The sequence below is a fragment of the Streptomyces mesophilus genome (assembly GCF_011044995.1).
GTDB classification, from domain to species: domain Bacteria; phylum Actinomycetota; class Actinomycetes; order Streptomycetales; family Streptomycetaceae; genus Streptomyces; species Streptomyces mesophilus.
Map to the genome: position 1 here is coordinate 1 of NZ_JAAKZW010000165.1, position 18,221 is coordinate 18,221.

Annotated in this window: 21 protein-coding genes; 7 read left to right on the forward strand and 14 right to left on the reverse strand. The window is 69.2% G+C overall.

Annotated features, from left to right (window positions below; translation table 11 throughout):
* Window positions 1–903: hypothetical protein (locus G6045_RS29045; RefSeq protein ID WP_206344301.1), on the forward strand; the 903-nt coding region annotated here is incomplete at its 5' end.
* A 56-nt stretch (window positions 904–959) separates the two neighbouring features.
* Window positions 960–2,093: a DUF7847 domain-containing protein gene (locus G6045_RS29050; RefSeq protein ID WP_165335110.1), complete on the forward strand. Its 1,134-nt coding sequence runs from the start codon at window positions 960–962 to the stop codon at window positions 2,091–2,093.
* A gap of 63 nt (window positions 2,094–2,156) precedes the next feature.
* Here G6045_RS29050 and G6045_RS29055 read toward each other — a convergent pair whose 3' ends face one another.
* From G6045_RS29055 to G6045_RS29095, 9 genes are all read right to left on the reverse strand, one after another.
* Complete coding sequence (locus G6045_RS29055) at window positions 2,157–2,495, reverse strand: metal-sulfur cluster assembly factor (RefSeq protein ID WP_165335111.1); 339 nt, start codon at window positions 2,493–2,495, stop codon at window positions 2,157–2,159.
* Complete coding sequence (gene sufU, locus G6045_RS29060; protein WP_165335112.1) at window positions 2,492–2,962, reverse strand: Fe-S cluster assembly sulfur transfer protein SufU; 471 nt, start codon at window positions 2,960–2,962, stop codon at window positions 2,492–2,494. The genes G6045_RS29055 and sufU overlap by 4 nt, the downstream gene beginning before the upstream one ends.
* 16 nt (window positions 2,963–2,978) lie before the next feature.
* Window positions 2,979–4,235 (reverse strand): cysteine desulfurase, encoded by a 1,257-nt coding sequence (locus G6045_RS29065; protein ID WP_165335113.1) that lies wholly within the window; start codon window positions 4,233–4,235, stop codon window positions 2,979–2,981.
* Complete coding sequence (gene sufC, locus G6045_RS29070) at window positions 4,232–4,996, reverse strand: Fe-S cluster assembly ATPase SufC (protein WP_165335114.1); 765 nt, start codon at window positions 4,994–4,996, stop codon at window positions 4,232–4,234. Before sufC ends, G6045_RS29065 begins: the two co-directional genes overlap by 4 nt.
* Window positions 4,997–5,002: 6 nt before the next feature.
* Window positions 5,003–5,323, reverse strand: a complete 321-nt coding sequence (locus G6045_RS29075; RefSeq protein ID WP_165335115.1) for a non-heme iron oxygenase ferredoxin subunit — start codon at window positions 5,321–5,323, stop codon at window positions 5,003–5,005.
* Window positions 5,323–6,501 carry a Fe-S cluster assembly protein SufD gene (sufD, locus tag G6045_RS29080; protein ID WP_165335116.1) on the reverse strand — a complete coding sequence of 393 codons (1,179 nt, stop codon included), beginning with the start codon at window positions 6,499–6,501 and terminating at the stop codon, window positions 5,323–5,325. Before sufD ends, G6045_RS29075 begins: the two co-directional genes overlap by 1 nt.
* Before the next feature lie 61 nt (window positions 6,502–6,562).
* On the reverse strand, window positions 6,563–7,987 hold the full coding sequence (gene sufB, locus G6045_RS29085; RefSeq protein WP_165335117.1) for a Fe-S cluster assembly protein SufB: 1,425 nt from the start codon (window positions 7,985–7,987) through the stop codon (window positions 6,563–6,565).
* Window positions 7,984–8,748 carry a helix-turn-helix transcriptional regulator gene (locus tag G6045_RS29090; protein WP_165335118.1) on the reverse strand — a complete coding sequence of 255 codons (765 nt, stop codon included), beginning with the start codon at window positions 8,746–8,748 and terminating at the stop codon, window positions 7,984–7,986. Before G6045_RS29090 ends, sufB begins: the two co-directional genes overlap by 4 nt.
* Window positions 8,749–8,892: 144 nt before the next feature.
* Window positions 8,893–9,654, reverse strand: coding sequence for a formate/nitrite transporter family protein (locus G6045_RS29095; RefSeq protein WP_165335119.1), 762 nt, complete (start codon window positions 9,652–9,654; stop codon window positions 8,893–8,895).
* 133 nt (window positions 9,655–9,787) lie between these two features.
* On the opposite strand from G6045_RS29095, the gene G6045_RS29100 reads away from it, so the two are divergent.
* Both G6045_RS29100 and G6045_RS29105 read left to right on the forward strand, forming a co-directional pair.
* On the forward strand, window positions 9,788–10,711 hold the full coding sequence (locus tag G6045_RS29100) for an ABC transporter ATP-binding protein (RefSeq protein ID WP_165335120.1): 924 nt from the start codon (window positions 9,788–9,790) through the stop codon (window positions 10,709–10,711).
* Window positions 10,708–11,475: an ABC transporter permease gene (locus G6045_RS29105; protein ID WP_165335121.1), complete on the forward strand. Its 768-nt coding sequence runs from the start codon at window positions 10,708–10,710 to the stop codon at window positions 11,473–11,475. The genes G6045_RS29100 and G6045_RS29105 overlap by 4 nt, the downstream gene beginning before the upstream one ends.
* A gap of 21 nt (window positions 11,476–11,496) precedes the next feature.
* Here the strand turns inward: G6045_RS29105 and G6045_RS29110 are convergent, their stop codons facing one another.
* The 3 genes from G6045_RS29110 to G6045_RS29120 are packed head-to-tail and all read right to left on the reverse strand — an operon-like array spanning window position 11,497 to window position 13,789.
* Window positions 11,497–12,516 (reverse strand): ABC transporter permease subunit, encoded by a 1,020-nt coding sequence (locus G6045_RS29110; protein WP_165335122.1) that lies wholly within the window; start codon window positions 12,514–12,516, stop codon window positions 11,497–11,499.
* A complete protein-coding gene (locus G6045_RS29115; RefSeq protein ID WP_165335123.1) occupies window positions 12,513–13,403 on the reverse strand; it encodes an ABC transporter ATP-binding protein in 891 nt (296 codons plus the stop codon). The genes G6045_RS29110 and G6045_RS29115 overlap by 4 nt, the downstream gene beginning before the upstream one ends.
* Window positions 13,400–13,789 (reverse strand): GntR family transcriptional regulator, encoded by a 390-nt coding sequence (locus G6045_RS29120; protein ID WP_165335124.1) that lies wholly within the window; start codon window positions 13,787–13,789, stop codon window positions 13,400–13,402. Before G6045_RS29120 ends, G6045_RS29115 begins: the two co-directional genes overlap by 4 nt.
* Window positions 13,790–13,958: 169 nt before the next feature.
* Between G6045_RS29120 and G6045_RS29125 the strand changes: the two genes are divergently transcribed.
* Window positions 13,959–14,957, forward strand: coding sequence for a COX15/CtaA family protein (locus tag G6045_RS29125; protein WP_328707939.1), 999 nt, complete (start codon window positions 13,959–13,961; stop codon window positions 14,955–14,957).
* Between the two features lie 87 nt (window positions 14,958–15,044).
* Window positions 15,045–15,533: a hypothetical protein gene (locus G6045_RS29130; RefSeq protein WP_165335125.1), complete on the forward strand. Its 489-nt coding sequence runs from the start codon at window positions 15,045–15,047 to the stop codon at window positions 15,531–15,533.
* 15 nt (window positions 15,534–15,548) lie between these two features.
* Here the strand turns inward: G6045_RS29130 and G6045_RS29135 are convergent, their stop codons facing one another.
* Both G6045_RS29135 and G6045_RS29140 read right to left on the reverse strand, forming a co-directional pair.
* On the reverse strand, window positions 15,549–16,637 hold the full coding sequence (locus G6045_RS29135) for an amidohydrolase family protein (RefSeq protein WP_165335126.1): 1,089 nt from the start codon (window positions 16,635–16,637) through the stop codon (window positions 15,549–15,551).
* 67 nt (window positions 16,638–16,704) lie between these two features.
* Window positions 16,705–17,073, reverse strand: a complete 369-nt coding sequence (locus G6045_RS29140) for a hypothetical protein (RefSeq protein WP_165335127.1) — start codon at window positions 17,071–17,073, stop codon at window positions 16,705–16,707.
* A 112-nt stretch (window positions 17,074–17,185) separates the two neighbouring features.
* On the opposite strand from G6045_RS29140, the gene G6045_RS29145 reads away from it, so the two are divergent.
* Entirely contained in the window at window positions 17,186–18,010 is an 825-nt protein-coding gene (locus tag G6045_RS29145) for an NAD(P)-dependent oxidoreductase (protein ID WP_165335128.1), read from the forward strand.
* Window positions 18,011–18,221 lie beyond the last annotated feature (211 nt).

The window sequence follows — 18,221 nt, forward strand, 5'->3', positions numbered from 1 at the left end:
CCCGCACCCCCGAAGCCGGGCGTGATCCCCCTGGCCCCGCTCTCGCTCGGCGACTGCTTCGCGGCGCTGCCCGCCCTCGCGCGCCGCTACTGGCGTCCGCTGTTCGGCCTGGGCGCCGCGGCCTTCGGCCTCGTCTACGCGGTCACGTATCTCTACTCTGCCGCCGCCGTCCTCTACCTGGGCTCCGCCGACCCGTACATCGATCTCGACCAGGGCCTGAGCGGCGCACTCCTCACGGTCGTGGCCATCTCGGTGTCCGTCGGCGCGCTGCTCACCCTCCTGTCCCACGCGTTCGTCAGCGCACTGTGCCCGGCCGTCCTGCAGCAGGCGGTGCTCGGCCGCCCCGCGCCGACCGCGCAGACGGGCCGCCGGGCGCTGCGCCGCGTCCCCGCGCTCATCGGGACGCTGCTCCTGATGGCGCTGGCCTGCGCGCTGCCCGTCCTCGCGATCGCGGTGCTCACGCTGCTGTCCGGCCCGCCCACCGTGCTGCTGCTCCTGGTCGCGCTGCCGTTCCTCGTCTGGTTCTGGATCCGCTGCAGCCTCGCGCCCGCGGTCGTCGTCCTGGAAGGCGCGGGTCCGCTGACCGCTCTGCGCCGCTCCTTCCGTCTCGTACGGGGGTCCTGGTGGCGGATGTTCGGGATCCAGCTCCTGATGAGCGTGCTCGGCACGGTGGCCGCGACAGCGCTGGTCCTGCCGTTCGACGCGCTCGGCGCGGCCCTGCCGACGTACGGGGACACGGTCGAGTTCCTGCTCGGCGGCCTGTTGCTGCTCCCGACCGTGGCCGGTGTCCTGCTGTCGACGCTGCTGTCCCAGCTGACGGCCGCCCTGCTCTACACGGACCTGCGCATCCGCCGCGAAGGCCTCGCGGCAGCCCTTGCGGAAGCCGCGTACTCCCCCCGCTGACCCCTGTCCGACCTGGGCTAACGTATGCCGTCCGAACAAAGGAACGGAAGGCAGCGATGGCGCACCAGGGGTGGGGACCGCAGGGGCCGAACGGCCCGCAGGGACCGAACAGTCCGCAAGGACCGTACGGTCCGCAGGGCTGGGGCGGTGCCCCCGGCTGGGGTGGCTGGCAGCCGCCTCCGCCGCAGCCGGGAGTCATCCCGCTCGCACCCCTGGACATCGGGAAGATCTACAACGGCGCGTTCTCGACGATCGGGCGGTACGCGAAGCAGCTGTTCGGCGTGATGGGCGCGGGCCTCGCCCTGCTCGTCGCCGCCATCGCCGGCTCGTTCGCGCTGGTCTGGGTCGTCGTCGAGGACAACTGGCAGGCGGTGATGGACGCCGACCGCCCGACGTGGTCCCTGCTCAGCCCGATCGTGACCGCCATCGTGGTGGCGTACGCGGTGCTCCTGTTGCTCACCTTGCTGGTGAACTCCTTCCTCACCGCCGTCAGCCCGGTCATCCTCGAACACGCCGCGCTCGGCCGGCGCACCACCTTCGGTGCGGTCTGGCGCCGCGCCTGGGCCCGTACACCTTCGGTGCTCGGTGTCAGCGTGCTCACGTATCTGCTGATCGCGATCCCGGTCGTCCTGTTCTTCCTGTTCTGGATCAGCCTGGTCGTCGCGGTCCTGGCGACCGACAGCAGCTTCCTCTCGATCGGGTCCGTGTTCCTCCTCGGGCTGCTGATCATGCCGCTGGTGACGTGGCTCCTCGTGGCGTTCTCGTTCGCTCCCGCCGCCGCGGTTCTTGAATCGGCCGGTCCGATCACCGCCTTGAAGCGCTCGTACCGGCTGGTCCGCGGTGCGTGGTGGCGCACGTTCGGCATCCTGCTGCTCACCTGGCTCATGGTGATGTTCGCAGGGTGGATCGTGCAGATCCCGCTGATGTTCGCGGGACCGCAGCCCTCGTACGACACCTACCGCCCGTACGACGAACCGCCCTCCGATTTCGGCACGTTGCTCACCGACGTATACGGCGACTCATTGAGCGGTCTGTGGACGTATCTGATACTCAGCGCCGTGGTCGGGATGGTGGTCCAGCTGCTCGCCACGGCCTTCACGCAGCTGGTCGGCGGGCTCCTCTACATCGACCAGCGCATCCGCCGCGAGGGCCTCGCGGACAGCCTGGCCCGGGCGGCCGCCCAGCAGTAGCGGCGCATACGAAAGGGGACCCGCACCGTTGTGGTGCGGGTCCCCTTTTGCGTACGAACGAACTCAGACGTTGAACCCGAGCGCCCGAAGCTGCTCGCGGCCTTCGTCCGTGATCTTGTCCGGGCCCCACGGCGGCATCCAGACCCAGTTGATCCGGAGCTCGTTGACGATGCCGTCGGTGGCCGACTTGGCCTGGTCCTCGATGACGTCGGTCAGCGGACAGGCCGCGGACGTCAGCGTCATGTCGAGGGTGGCGATGTTGGCGTCGTCGATGTGGATGCCGTAGATGAGGCCGAGGTTGACGACGTCGATGCCCAGCTCGGGGTCGACGACGTCGTACAGCGCCTCGCGCACCTCTTCTTCGGAGGCGGGCTTCAGGGTGGCAGTGCTCTCGTCGCTCATGCGGACTTCCTCTCGGCGGGCTCGGACTCCCCCAGAGCCTGGGCGGTCGCGTCCTTCCACGCCATCCAGCTCAGGAGCGCGCACTTCACGCGCGCCGGGTACTTGGAGACACCGGCGAACGCGACCGCGTCCTCCAGGATCTCCTCCATCGCGTCATCGGGCTCGATCCTGCCCTTGGACTGCATCAGCTCCAGGAAGGCGCCCTGGATCTTCTGCGCCTCGGCGAGGTCCTTGCCGACCAGGAGGTCGTTGAGGACGGAGGCGGAGGCCTGGCTGATGGAGCAGCCCTGGCCCTCGTACGAGACATCGGCGATCCGCGTGCCGTCGTACTTCACACGGAGCGTGATCTCGTCACCGCAGGTCGGGTTGACGTGGTGCACCTCGGCGTCGCCATCCCGAAGACCGCGCCCGTGCGGGTGCTTGTAGTGGTCCAGGATGACTTCCTGGTACATCGAATCAAGCTTCACGTTTCCAGCCAGCCCCTCAGCCGAAGAAGTTCCGTACGTGCTCCAGACCGTCGACCAAGGCGTCCACCTCGGCCGGCGTGGAGTACAGATAGAACGACGCTCGCGTGGTCGCAGGAATTCCGTACCGCAGGCAGACCGGCCGCGCACAGTGGTGGCCGACCCGGACCGCGATGCCCTGCTCGTCGAGGACCTGGCCCACGTCGTGCGGGTGGATGTCGCCGAGCGTGAAGGAGATCGCGGCGCCGCGGTCCTCCGCGGTGACCGGACCGATGATCCGGAGATCCGGCACCTCGAGGAGGCGCTTGACCGCGTACTCGGTGATCGCCTGCTCGTGGCGGGCGATGTTCTCCATGCCGATCGCGTTCAGGTAGTCCACGGCCGCGCCGAGGCCGACGGCCTGGGCGATCGGGGGCGTACCGGCCTCGAACTTGTGCGGCGCCGGAGCGTACGTCGACGAGCTCATCGACACGGTCTCGATCATCTCGCCGCCGCCGAGGAACGGCGGCAGGTCCTCGAGCAGCTCCTGGCGTCCCCACAGCACACCGATGCCGGTCGGACCGCACATCTTGTGGCCGGTGAAGGCCACGAAGTCGGCCTGAAGCGCCTGCACGTCGAGCGGCATGTGCGGGGCGGCCTGCGAGGCGTCGATGAGGACGAGGGCGCCGACCTCCTGGGCGCGGCGCACGATGGCCTCGACCGGGTTGTGCGTGCCCAGGATGTTGGAGACGAGCACGAAGGAAACGATCTTCGTCTGCTCCGTGATGACCTCGTTGATGTTGCTCAGGTCGAGGCGGCCGTCGTCCGTGAGACCGAACCACTTCAGCTTCGCGCCGGTGCGCTGCGAGAGCAGCTGCCACGGAACGATGTTGGAGTGGTGCTCCATCTCCGTGATGACGATCTCGGTCTCGTGGTCGACCTTGTAGGGCTCGTCGGCCCAACCGAGCATGTTCGCCACGAGGTTGAGGGATTCCGAGGCGTTCTTGGTGAAGATCACCTCGTCGCGGGAGGGCGCGTTGATGAACTCCGCGACCTTGTCCCGCGCACCCTCGTACAGCGCCGTGGCCTCCTCGGCGAGGACGTGCACGCCGCGATGGACATTGGCGTTGTGCCGCTCGTAGTACTCGGTGAGCGCGTCGAGCACCTGGCGCGGCTTCTGCGAAGTCGCCGCGTTGTCCAGATACACAAGCTTCTTGCCGTCGTGGATCACACGGTCCAGGGCGGGGAAGTCCTTGCGGATCGCCTCGGTGTCGAGGAGGCCCGGCAGCTGTGTCATACGGCGGCGCCGCCCTTCGTGTACTTCTCGTAGCCCTCGGCCTCGAGGGTGTCGGCCAGCTCGGGGCCGCCGGACTCGACGATCTTGCCGCCCGCGAAGACGTGCACGAAGTCGGGCTTGATGTAGCGCAGGATGCGCGTGTAGTGCGTGATGAGCAGCGTGCCGACCTCGCCCGTCTCACGGACGCGGTTGACGCCGTCGGAGACGGTGCGCAGGGCGTCGACGTCGAGGCCGGAGTCGGTCTCGTCGAGGATCGCGATCTTCGGCTTGAGAAGCTCCATCTGCAGGATCTCGTGGCGCTTCTTCTCACCGCCGGAGAAGCCCTCGTTCACGTTGCGCTCGGCGAAGGCCGGGTCCATCTGGAGCTGCTCCATCGCGGACTTGACCTCCTTCACCCAGGTACGCAGCTTGGGGGCCTCGCCGCGGATCGCCGTCGCCGACGTACGCAGGAAGTTGGAGACCGAGACACCGGGGACCTCGACCGGGTACTGCATGGCGAGGAACATGCCGGCGCGGGCACGCTCGTCGACCTCCATGGCGAGGACGTCCTCGCCGTCCAGGGTGACGGTGCCCTGGGTGATCGTGTACTTCGGGTGACCGGCGATCGAGTAGGCGAGCGTCGACTTGCCAGAGCCGTTGGGGCCCATGATGGCGTGCGTCTCGCCCTGCTTCACGGTCAGGTCGACACCCTTGAGAATTTCCTTGGTGCCGTTCTCGACCTCGACGGTGACGTGCAGGTCGCGGATTTCAAGCGTTGCCATGGTGCCTCAGGACTCCTGGGTGACGGAGACGAGCACATCGTCCCCTTCGATCTGTACGGGGTATACGGGGACGGGGCGCGTCGCGGGAAGGCCGGACGGCTTGCCGGTACGGAGGTCGAACGCGGAGCCGTGCAGCCAGCACTCGATCTGGCAGTCCTCCACCTCGCCCTCGGACAGCGAGACGTTCGCGTGCGAGCAGATGTCGTGGATCGCGAACACCTCGCCCTCTGTCTTGACGAGCGAGACCGGCGTGCCGTCGAGTTCCACCCGCTTCGGGGTGTCCTCCTCCAGCTCGCTCAGCGCGCAGGCTTTGACGAAGACGGACATCAGACGGACGCCTCGAGCTCTTCCTCGATCTTCGCGATGAGGCGCTCCTCGATGTCCTTGACACCGATCTGCTGGACCAGCTCGGCGAAGAAGCCGCGCACGACGAGGCGGCGGGCCTCGATCTGCGGGATGCCGCGCGCCATCAGGTAGAAGAGCTGCTCGTCGTCGAAGCGGCCGGTCGCCGAGGCGTGGCCGGCGCCGACGATCTCGCCGGTCTCGATCTCGAGGTTCGGCACGGAGTCGACGCGGGCGCCGTCGGTCAGAACCAGGTTGCGGTTCATCTCGTACGTGTCCGTGCCCTCGGCCGCGGCCTCGATGAGGACGTCGCCGATCCACACGGCGTGCGCCTGCTCGCCCTGCAGCGCGCCCTTGTAGACGACGTTGGACTTGCAGTTCGGCACGTTGTGGTCGACCAGGAGGCGGTGCTCCTGGTGCTGGCCGGCGTCCGTGAAGTACAGGCCGAGCAGCTCGGCGTCGCCGCCGGGGCCGGTGTACTCGACGCGCGGGTGCAGCCGTACGAGATCGCCGCCGAAGGTCACGACGACCGACTTGAAGGTGGCGTCGCGGCCGAGCTTCGCGTTGTGCTGCGAGCAGTGCACCGCGGTGTCGTCCCAGTCCTGCACGGAGACGAAGGTGACCTTCGCGCCGTCGCCGATCAGGAAGTCCACGTTGGCGGCCCGCACACCGTCACCGGTGTGGTCGACCACGATGACAGCCTCGGCGAAGGCACCGATGTCGAACACGGTGTGCCCGAAGGTGGTGCCGCCCTCGCCGTGAAGGAGCACGCGCACGGGCTCGGTCAGCACGGACTCCTTGGGCACCGTGATGACGGTGGCCTTCTCGAAGGAGGAGTACGCCTGCGCGGCGATGCGGTCGACCGGCGTACCCGCCTTGCCGACCCGCTCGTCGTCACGGGTCACCGACTCGACGGTGACACCCTCGGGTGCGTCGACCTGCGCCTTGACGGCGCCGTCCGCCTTCGCGGTGCCGTCGTGCAGACCCTTGAGGCGCTCCAGCGGGGTGAACCGCCACTCCTCCTCACGGCCGTGCGGGACCGGGAAGTCCGCGACGTCGAAGGACGGGGGCGCGCTCATGCGGGTGGCGACGGTGGACTCCGCCGCCACCGCTACAGCGCCGCCGGCGGTGGCACCGGCCGGGATGTTCTGAGCCTCAGCCATGGCTGTTCTCGTGCTCGCTTTCTTAACTAAGTGGCTTGATGGGGAACGCAGTTGGCTGGGGTCAGCCGACCGCACCCTCCATCTGCAGCTCGATCAGCCGGTTGAGCTCCAGGGCGTACTCCATCGGGAGCTCCTTGGCGATCGGCTCGACGAAGCCGCGCACGATCATGGCCATGGCCTCGAACTCGGTCATGCCGCGGCTCATCAGGTAGAAGAGCTGGTCCTCGGAGACCTTGGAGACGGTCGCCTCGTGACCCATGGACACGTCGTCCTCGCGCACGTCCACGTACGGGTACGTGTCCGAGCGGGAGATCGTGTCGACGAGCAGCGCGTCGCAGAGCACGTTGGACTTGGAGCCCTTGGCGCCCTCGCCGATCTCGACCAGACCGCGGTACGAGGTGCGGCCGCCACCACGGGCCACCGACTTCGACACGATGTTGGACGAGGTGTTCGGCGCCATGTGCACCATCTTGGAACCGGCGTCCTGGTGCTGGCCCTCGCCCGCGAAGGCGATGGACAGCGTCTCGCCCTTGGCGTGCTCGCCCATCAGGTAGACGGCCGGGTACTTCATGGTGACCTTGGAACCGATGTTGCCGTCGACCCACTCCATGGTCGCGCCCTCGTACGCCACGGCGCGCTTGGTGACCAGGTTGTAGACGTTGTTCGACCAGTTCTGGATCGTCGTGTAGCGGCAGCGGCCGCCCTTCTTGACGATGATCTCGACGACCGCGGAGTGCAGCGAGTCCGAGGAGTAGATCGGCGCGGTGCAGCCCTCGACGTAGTGGACGTAGGCGTCCTCGTCGACGATGATCAGCGTCCGCTCGAACTGGCCCATGTTCTCCGTGTTGATACGGAAGTAGGCCTGCAGCGGGATCTCGACATGCACGCCCTTGGGGACGTAGATGAACGATCCGCCGGACCACACGGCCGTGTTCAGCGACGCGAACTTGTTGTCGCCGACGGGGATGACGGTGCCGAAGTACTCCTTGAAGAGCTCCTCGTGCTCCTTCAGCGCGGTGTCGGTGTCGACGAAGATGACGCCCTGCTCCTCCAGGTCCTCACGGATCTGGTGGTAGACGACCTCCGACTCGTACTGGGCCGCGACACCCGCGACGAGGCGCTGCTTCTCCGCCTCCGGGATACCGAGCTTGTCGTACGTGTTCTTGATGTCCTCGGGCAGCTCTTCCCACGAAGCGGCCTGCTTCTCGGTGGAGCGCACGAAGTACTTGATGTTGTCGAAGTCGATGCCGGAGAGGTCGGAGCCCCAGGTCGGCATGGGCTTCTTGCCGAACAGGCGAAGACCCTTGAGACGGAGCTTGGTCATCCACTCCGGCTCGTTCTTCTTGGACGAGATGTCGAGCACGACATCCTCGTTGAGACCGCGCTTGGCAGCCTGGCCGGCCGCGTCGGAGTCGGCCCAGCCGTACTCGTACTTACCCAGTCCCTCGAGTTCGGGGTGGGCAGTCTCCTCGATGGGGAGAGTCATGCGGGGTTCCTCCCGGCCGTGCTTGCTGTGGTGGTCTGGTCTTGCGTGGTTTCGGTGTCTTTACGAGGAATGAACGTCGTACAGACGCCGTCCCCGTGGGCGATGGTGGCCAGTCGCTGCACATGAGTGCCGAGCAAACGGCTGAAGAACTCCGTCTCCGCCTCGCACAGCTGCGGAAACTGCTCGGCGACATGAGCGACCGGGCAGTGGTGCTGACACAGCTGCTCGCCGACCGGTGCGCTACGCGCAGTGGCAGCGTACCCGTCCGCGCTCAGGGCCCTGGCCAGGGCCTCGGTGCGGGCTTGCGGCGGTACGTTCTCCAGGGCCTCGCGGTATCCCTCGGCCTGGGCGGCAAGACGGGCCCGGGCGAACGCGGCGACGGCCGCGTCCCCGAGCTCCCCGCCGCCGGCGGACTGCGAGATCCAGCGCAGGGCTTCGGCGGCGAGCTTGTCGTAGGACTGGTCGAAGGCGTCCCGGCCGCAGTCCGTCAGGGCGAACACCTTGGCGGGCCTGCCGCGCGTACGAGCGCCGTAGACCCGCTTCTCACGGGGCTCCACGACATCGTCGGCGACCAGTGCGTCGAGGTGACGGCGGACGGCGGCCTGGGTGAGACCCAGACGGGCGGCGAGGTCGGCCACGGTGGACGGGCCGTGGTCCAGGATGGAGCGCGCGACGCGGTTGCGCGTGGAGCGCTCACCGGTCCCGAGCTCCTCCTGCGGGGCCCCCGCAGGAGCCTCCGAAGCCTCGCCGACGTTTTTCACAACGCCATTGTTGCGTAATTCCTCTGGCCCCGACAACCGGCCTGGTGGCAGGGGCAGGGTGCGGTGCATCACTTAGGGATACCTAAGTGGATACGCACGGTGACGAGTGGTGAACCCCGAGGTCAATCGAGCTGTCGTATCGGCTCAGAGATCCTCTTCGCGTTCGGGCCTTCCCATGAACCAGTACGAGCCGGCCACGAGCAGTCCGCCGCCGACGATATTGCCCGGCACGGTGAACACGAGATTGCGCAGCAGATCGCCGATGCCGGCGCCGCCGTCGAGGATCGAGAGGGCGAAGAGCGCCATGTTGGCCACGCAGTGCTCGAAGCCCACGGCGACGAACACCAGGACCGGGATCCAGAGCACGAAGATCTTCGCGCCGTCGCCCTTGGCCCGGTAGAACATCCAGATCGCGAGGCAGACGAGGAAGTTGCAGAGCACCGCGCGCCAGAAGAGCTGACCGCCGTCCAGCGCTTCCTTGCCGTGGATCATCTCGGCGAGCATCGCGCGGGCGGGAGCGGTGGAGACGACCCCGGAGGCGTGGACCATCGCGCCGAAGAGGAAAGCGCCGACGAAGTTGCCGAACAGGGAGGTGGCCCAGCTGGCCACCAGATCCTTGGCGCCGGTGCGGCCGGTGAGCGCGCCGATCAGCATCACCATGACGTTGCTGGTGAACAGCTGGGCGCCCGCGAACATCACGATGGTCAGCGCGATCGGGAAGACCAGGCCTTCGAGCAGCTTCGTGGCCGAGGAACCGGCCGAGACGAAGGGCGAGATCGCGACGAGGAGCAGCACCTCGCCGATACCGATGTACGCACCCGCGAGCACGGCGGAGACGAAATAGCGGGGAGGAGTCCGGCGCAGGTCGTGGGCCTTGTGAACGGCCTGCTCGGATGTCTCTTCCACGTTTTTCGCTATGGTGGTCACATACCGACGCTAGGCCCGTTCCGGACCCGATTCGGACAGAAAAGGTCACCAATGACCGGACCTGCGGACCCGGCGGACAGGGACCTGCGACCCGTCCCTAGACTCTGTCCTCATGCGAAGCGAGCCCGTCGTCACGCTCACCCGTCTGGTGAAGCGCTACGGCAGCAAGACCGCCGTCGACGGCCTGGACCTGGAGGCTTCGGCGGGTGTCACCGCCGTCCTCGGTCCCAACGGCGCCGGCAAGACCACCACCGTCGAGACCTGCGAGGGCTACCGGAAGCCGGACGCCGGCACCGTCCGCGTCCTGGGCCTCGACCCGGTCAAGCAGGCCGCGCAGCTGCGCCCTCGGATCGGCGTGATGCTCCAGTCCGGCGGCGTCTACTCCGGCGCCCGCGCCGACGAGATGCTCTGCCACATCGCCAAGCTGCACGCCCACCCGCTCGACGTGGACGCCCTGATCGAGCGTCTGGGCCTGGGCAGTTGCGGCCGTACGACGTATCGCCGGCTCTCCGGCGGCCAGCAGCAGCGCCTCGCGCTCGCGCTCGCCGTGGTGGGACGGCCCGAGCTGGTCTTCCTCGACGAGCCCACCGCGGGCCTCGACCCGCAGGCGCGCAGGGCCACTTGGGAACTCGTACGGGAGCTGCGCGCCGACGGCGTCAGCGTCGTCCTCACCACGCACCACATGGACGAGGCCGAGCAGCTCGCCGACGACGTCGCCATCATCGACGCGGGCAAGGTCATCGCCCAGGGCAGCCCCGAGCAGCTGTGCAAGGGCGGCGCCGAGAACACCCTGCGCTTCTCCGGACGCCCGGGTCTCGACGTCGCCTCGCTCCTGAAGGCCCTGCCGATGGACACCCTCGCCGCCGAACTCACCCCGGGCTCGTACCGCGTGACCGGCACCGTCGACCCGCAACTGCTCGCGACCGTGACGTCCTGGTGCGCCCAGCACGGGGTGATGCCGGACCGGATCGCAGTCGAGCGGCACACCCTCGAAGACGTCTTCCTGGAGCTGACCGGCAAGGAGCTGCGCGGATGAGCACCGGTACCTACTCCCCCAGGCCGGGGGCCGCGCCCCTGTCCAGGATGATCACGGCGCAGGCGCTCTTCGAGACGAAGATGCTCCTGCGCAACGGTGAGCAGCTGCTGCTCACCGTGGTCATCCCGTCCTTGCTCCTCGTCCTCTTCTCGACGGTCGACGTCGTAGACACGGGCTCCGGCAAGGCGGTTGACTTCCTCGCGCCAGGCATCCTCGCCCTCGCGGTGATGTCCACGGCATTCACCGGTCAGGCCATCTCCACCGGCTTCGAGCGGCGGTACGGAGTGCTCAAGCGGCTCGGCAGCTCGCCGCTGCCGCGCTGGGCGCTGATGACCGCGAAGACCCTGTCCGTGCTGGCCATCGAGGTTCTGCAGATCGCCCTGCTCACCGCGATCGCCTTCGGCCTCGGCTGGTCCCCGCAGGGCAACCCCCTGTCCGTCGTCCTCCTGCTGATCCTCGGCACGGCGGCCTTCTCGGGTCTCGGCCTGCTGATGGCGGGGACGTTGAAGGCGGAGGCGACGCTCGCCGCCGCCAACCTGGTCTTCCTGCTGCTCCTGGTCGGCGGCGGGGTGATCGTCCCGCTGGACAAGTTCCCGGACGCCGCCCAGTCCGTGCTCGGTCTGCTGCCCATCTCGGCGCTCTCCGACGGTCTGCGCGATGTGCTCCAGCACGGCGCGGGGATCCCGTGGGGCGACCTCGGGATCCTCGCGGTGTGGGCGGTGCTCGGCCTGGGTGCGGCGGCGCGTTTCTTCCGCTGGGAGTGAGCCGCCGCCCAGGAGCCGTCCTTACAAGCGCCGCTTGGTCCACCAGAAGCTGAACCCGGTGAGCCCGAGCGCGAGCGCCAGGTAGATCCCCGTCTCGGTCCACTGGAACCGCCAGTAGCGGCTGGACGGGTGGTACGTCGCCTCCTGCCGGTATCCCAGCCGGTTCGCCGTGTCGGCGACGCACTGCATGGCCTTCGCGGGCTGTCGCGGGGCGTCGCACTTCGCCATGTCCGCATCCGGCAGATCGATCACGGCCACGGTCCGGCCGTCCTTGTCGACCGTACGGCTGGACAGAATCCACGCCCCGGCGTCCGCCACGCCGGCCTGCACATGCAGCAGACCGCCTTCGCCGACGCCGTCGATATTGGCCGTGGAGAACGTGGCGGTCGCCTTGACCGGCTCGGCCAGGTTCGGCCGTACGAACATCGGCATCGCGATCTGCACCAGCGCGAAGGCGGCGAGCGTGATGGCCATGGCGGGCAGCGCACGGCGGACCAGCATCCCGACCGTCACCCCGAGGGCGAACGCGAACGCCGCGTAGCCGACCGGGACGATGCCCCGGGTGGCGAACACGATGGCCTCCAGGCGCGGATAGCTGCTGACGGCGCTCTTGTCGAGCGGGCTCGCCCACCACGTCACGGCCAGCGTGCCGATCCCCGCCGCGACCATCGTGGCCAGGCCCACGAGCGCGATCTTGACGGCGAACCAGCGGGTGCGGCGCACGCTCTGGGTCAGGGCCATCCGGAGCGTGCCGGTCTCCATCTCCCGCGCGACCAGCGGCGCGCCCCAGAACAGACCGATCAGGCCGGGCAGCAGAAGCAGCAATCCGCTGACCCCGAGGAAGGCCGACTGATGGCTGTCGAGGAACCGGTCGAGGAACCGTGTGCACCCCCCCTCCTGCCCGGTGCAGGCGGCGATCCCCTGTGCGTAGTCGTCGGCCAGACCGGGCCCGGTGAACGCGAGCGCCGCCGCGAACACCGTGAGCACTCCGGCCATCATCAGGGCGGGGCCCCGGAACTGCCGCCATGTCAGCCAGATCATCGCTGCACCTCCAGCCGCGGCCGCCGCACGACGGGGGCGGACTTGTCCATGTAGGCGAGGACCAGGTCCTCCAGATTGATGCCGTCCACGCTCCAGCTCGGATCGAGGATCGGCTCCTGAGTCCGTACGAGCAGCGTGGTCTGCCGGTCGGTGTGGCTGGCGGAGATCACCTGCTGGCTCCCCGGCAGCGTCGCCGGATCGCGCCGCGCCCCGACCAGCCGGTGATGGGTGGCGATCAGTTCGTCGAGATCGCCGGCGACCTGTACGCGGGAGTCGACGAGCACCACGAGGTAGTCGCAGGCCCGCTCCACGTCGGAGACCAGATGCGAGGAGAGCACGACGCTCAGCTCCTGCTCGGCGACCGCCTCCATGAGCAGCTGCATGAACTCCCGGCGCGCGAGCGGGTCCAGGGAGGCGACCGGCTCGTCCAGGATGAGCAGTTCGGGACGCTTGGCGAGCGCCATGGTGAGCGCGAGCTGGGCGCGCTGGCCGCCGGACAGGGTGCCGGCGCGCTGCTTCGGGTCGAGTCCCAGGCGGTCGATGCGCTCCCGTGCGACCGCGTCGTCCCACCCCGGGTTGAGCCGTCGGCCGAGGGTGAGGTGGTCGGCGACGCTGAGACGCCCGTACGTCGGGGTGTCCTGGGCGACGAAGCCCACGCGGGCGAGCTGGGCCACGTCGGCGGCGGGCGGACCGCCGCACACCTCGATGCTGCCGCTGCTCGGCGCGAGGAGCCCGGCCGCCAGGTTCAACAGGGTCGATTTGCCCGCCCCGTTGGGGCCGACCAGACCGATGACGCGGCCGGCCGGCAATTCCAGTTCGCAGTCCTGCAACGCCCAGCGCTGCCGGTACTTCTTGCCCAGGCCGCGGGCCCGTATGACGGTGCTCACGCTACTTCCTCTCCGGCACCACGAAAGGTGCTCAGGAACAGGGCCTCGATGCTCTCCTCGTCGAGTCCGGCGAGCCGCGCCTTGGTGAGCCAGCGCTCGAGCTCCTTGCGCAGCGGGCCGTGCGCGGACAGCGACTTGTCGGCGAGGGTGCGGGTCACAAACGTCCCGACGCCGGGGCGCGCGGCCACGAGTCCCTTGTGCTCCAGCTCGCGGTACGCCTTGAGGACGGTGTTGGGGTTGATCGCCAGTTGGCTCGCCACGTCCTTGACGGTCGGCAGCCGGTCCCCCTCCTTGAGCAGCCCGAGCCGCAGCGCGTGCCGCACCTGCTGGACGAGCTGCTGGTACGGGGAGAGACCCGAGCGGCCGTTCAGATGGAACTCGATCACTGCGCCTCCATTTACCTAGTTGCCTAGCACTTTAGGCTCCTAGGCTCATCAGCCGTCAAGAGCTGCGTCACGTCTCTCCGTAGACAAAAAGGACTCAACTGTCATCAACCGGGCGCCACATGCGGACCCTCGTGAAAACTTGCACAAGCCACCCCCCTACGATGGGCGCGTGCCAAACGTGACCCGAGCCGATGTCGCTCAAGCCGTGCGCAACCCGCTCGCCTACATCGCCGAGCGCTGGACCCCCTCACAGCGGATGCTCCAGCGCGCGATCCTCGCGTCGCTCGTGATGAACGTCGTGATCGTCGGGACCGGCGGCGCCGTCCGCCTGACCGGTTCGGGCCTCGGCTGCCCGACCTGGCCCAAGTGCACCGACGACTCGCTCACCGCGACCGCGGAGATGGGCTTCCACGGCGTGATCGAGTTCGGCAACCGCCTGCTCACGTACGTGCTGTGCGCGGCGGTCGGCTGGGCGATCATCGCGGCCCGCTCCACGAAGCCGCACCGCCGGAGCGTGACCCGGCTCGGCTGGGTGCAGTTCTGGCTGGTCATGGGCAATGCGGTGCTCGGCGGCATCGTGGTGCTCGTCGGCCTCAACCCGTACACGGTGGCCGCCCACTTCCTGCTCTCCACCACGCTGATCACCGTCGCGACGGTGATGTGGCAGCGCGCCCGCGAAGGCGACGGCGCTCCGCGTCCGCTGGTCGGCAAGTCCGTGCGCCAGCTGGTGTGGTTCCTGACGGTCGCGGCCGCGCTCCTCGTCGCCGTCGGCACCGTGGTCACCGGCGCGGGCCCGCACGCGGGCGACTCGAGCGAGGTGCACCGCATCCCGCTGAACTGGGAGGACGTCTCCCGTCTGCACGCGGTCCTGGCCTGGGTCGTGGTCTCGCTGACCTTCGCCCTGTGGTTCGTCCTCAAGGCCGTCGACGCCCCGCCCGGACCGCTGCGCCGCACCCGCGACCTGTTCCTGGTCCTGCTCGCGCAGGGCCTGATCGGCTACGTCCAGTACTTCACGGACCTGCCGGAGATCCTCGTCGGCGCCCACATGCTCGGCTCGTGCCTGGTGTGGATCGCGATCGTCCGCGTCATGCTCGCCCTGCGCGAGCGCCCCGAGCTCGAAGTCTCGGTCCCCGCCCAGGGCGAGGCCCAACTGACGAGCGCCCGCTAGTCCCTTCACCCTCCACAGGGCACCCGATGTCAGTGCCCCCTCCTAAGGTGAACCCGATCTTGCCGGGTACGGACGAAGGTGGGGGCCATGGGGGCCAGCGGTTGGCAGTACGTCACTGCGTACGAGGGGTCGGTCGAGGCGTCCTTGGCGGCGCTGCACGCCCGCGTCTTCGCCGAGGACTACGGCGACGACGAAGCGTACGAGTCACTCGACGACCTGTGGGACGACGAGGAGTTCATGGGCGAGGAGGGGACCCACTCCATCCTCGACATCCAGCGCGTCGTGTACATGAGCAGTCCGCCGGCACCGACGGACTCCGACGACTACGCAACCCTGCGCCCCGTCCGTCCCGACCGCGTCAGGCACCACTTCGGCACGGAGCGGCCGACACCCGCGCAGTTCGAGGATCTGCTCGCCCAGGCGCATGAAGCGTCCCGCGCGGCCCGGCCCCACCCCGCGAACACCCTGCTCGACGAGCCGCACATGCGCTGGACGGGCTTGTTCGTGCTCCTCTATCCGGAAGCCGGCGAGCGGGAGCCGAGCCACGTGGGGATCTTCGGCTACTCCGGCGACTGAACGCGCGGCGCGGGTTCAGGGCGCGGCCAGGCCGTACACCCGCCGGGCGTTCCCCGCCGCGATCATCCCCGCGACCCGGTCCGCGTCCGCACGGGACCAGGCGCCCTCGGACACCCAGCCGCCGAGCAACCGGCCGAGCGCCTCGCGGAACAACCGGGCGGCGACCACGTGCAGTTCGGGCAGCCCGCGGGCGCCGCTGGAGAAGAGGAGCTTGCCGAACGGGACGAGCTCGAGGATCTCGGCGAGCAGGGCGGTCGCGCGGGCACCGGTGCGGACGAGCGCGGGGCCCAGGTCCGTGTAGACATGCGGGAAGACGCCGGCGAGATGGGCGGCGTGGCGGTGGTACGGGTAGCCGTGCATCAGGATCAGGTCCGTGCCGAGCCCGGCCGTGGCCCGCGCGAAACGGGTGAGGTAGTGCTGTGGGTTGCTCGCCCCCGAGTGCAGCTGCAGCGGCAGCCCGCTGGCGACGGCGATCCACAGCAGATGGCGCAGGAGTACGGGATCGTTCAGCTCGCCGCCCACTTGGCGCGCCGCGAGCCACCGTCCCGCGGCCCCGCGCACTTCGCCCGCGTCCGGCGGTTCGGGGGCGAGAGCGAGCCCGTGGCGTTCGCCCGCGACCGAGGTGAACGCGACCGCGGCGGACGCCGCACCGTGCACGGACTCGGCGAGATTGGCGAGGAAGGACTCCACGGTCCCGGAGGTGTCCGCGACCTGCTCGGCCAGGAGTTCCAGGCGGACGATCTCATGCGCCGACGCCCCGCCCGCCGCACCCAGTTCGGCGGGTCCGGTCAGGTCGTCGGGCAGCCCGGTGTCGACGAGATACGTGGTGATCCCGCTGCCCCCGAGCAGCCGCCGCCCCGCTTCGACCACACCCAGTTCACGGCGCCGCGCCAGATAGTGCGGCGCCGGACAGTGCGGTTCGAGGCCGAGCAGGGGCGGGCACCAGCGGCGTACGGCGAATCCCGTCTGGGTGTCGAAGAAGGTGGTGCCCGGGGCGGGCGGGCCCTCTCCCCGCCCGAGATGGGACTCGAACGTGCCGAGGCCGAGCTCGGTGCGCAGTACGCCGTGGCAGTACTGGTCCACCAGGGACGGGGTGTCGATCATCCGGGGCTCCCTGTGCTGGACCGTCGTTCCTTACGGTCCTAACGCCGAAGCCCCGCTCCAGGTGTTGCTATGCCTTGTTCTTCGGACCGCCGAGCTGCATGCCGGCCATCCGCGTCCACTCGTAGGGGCCGGTCTTCACCTTGGCCGCGAACTCGCCGTCGAAGTCCTCGTGCACGGTGACCCCGGCTTTCTCGACCGCGGCCTCGGCCACCGCGTGGCTGGTCGCGAACAGGTCGCCCCAGCCGCCGTCCTGTCCGACGAGCACGATCCGCGTGCCGCGCTCCCCCACATAGGCGAGCTGCGCCTCGGCCCCGCCGTGCTCCTTGGCGAACGCGCCGATCCGCTTGGCCAGCTTGGCCGCGGTGCGCTCGTCCTTGGGGTCCTGGGCCGCCGAGTCCTGGGCCGCCGTCTCCGTCTCCGTCTTCGTCTCTGCCATGGGCCAGATGCTACCGACGGGTAGATCAACGCGCGACGCCCGCCCGCAGTGTCCTCGGCCACGCGACCGTGCCCATTCCCCTCGCAGGCCGCCCGTGGTACGACCTCTGCCCATGGGCGACTCGGTCGTGGTGGGCATCAGCTATCCGCCTCAGTGGGATGTACGGCCCGAGGGCGCCCTTGCCGCCGCCCTCGCCGCGACCTGTGCCCTTGACCCGCGTATCGAGCTGGTCGACTGCCGTTACGTGGAGCCCGACTCCCTGCGCACGGCCCGCAGCGCACCGCCGCCGCATGACCACTTGCGCGACCGGGCACCGGAACTGACCGGTCCTCAGCGCGAGTTGTTCGCCCGCGCCGAGGTGATCCTGACCACAGACCTCCCCCTCGGCATCGCCGCGCTCGCCCCGAACCTCCGCTGGGTCCAGGGCATCGGCGCCGGGGTCGGCCAGCTCCTGTCGGCCGGCCTGGACGATATCAGGGTGACCACGGCGGCCGGGGTCAACGCGGCCTCCGTCGCCGAGTTCGCCCTGGCCCGTCTGCTCGAACACGCCAAGCGGCTGCGGGAGATCGACGAGATCCAGCGGATACGCGGCCCCCGGCGCCCCTTCGGCACCCAGCTCGGCGGCCGCACGCTCGGCGTGATCGGGCTCGGCCGGATCGGCACCCGTATCGCCGCCGGTGCGCATGCGCTCGGGATGCGGGTCCTGGCCGTCCGCAGAGACAGCACGGCACCCCGCCCGGCCTGCGTCGACGAGGTGTACGCGCCTTCGCGGCTCCACGCGTTCCTGCCCCGCTGCGACGCGGTGATCGAGGCCCTGGACTCCGGTCATCCGACAGCCCGCTGTACAACGCCCCGCGGCTGGCCCTGTCACCGCATGTGGCGACGGCCGCCGACGAGCACTTCACGGGTGTCTTCGCGCTGTTCCGCGAGAACCTGAGCGGGCGTCCGCTCCTCAACGAGGTCGAGACCTGGAGATGAGCGAGCGTCCTCGGCGACATCGCCTGGCGGCGGACGTGATCCCGGGTGCCGTGATCCCGGTGGACCGGGACGGCATCGAGACGGCGGTCAGCGATTCAGCCCCGCCGGCGTTTGAGGCGATCCGAACGAAGTTCGGATGCGGGGTCCGGGGCGGAGCCCCGGTTTCGGGA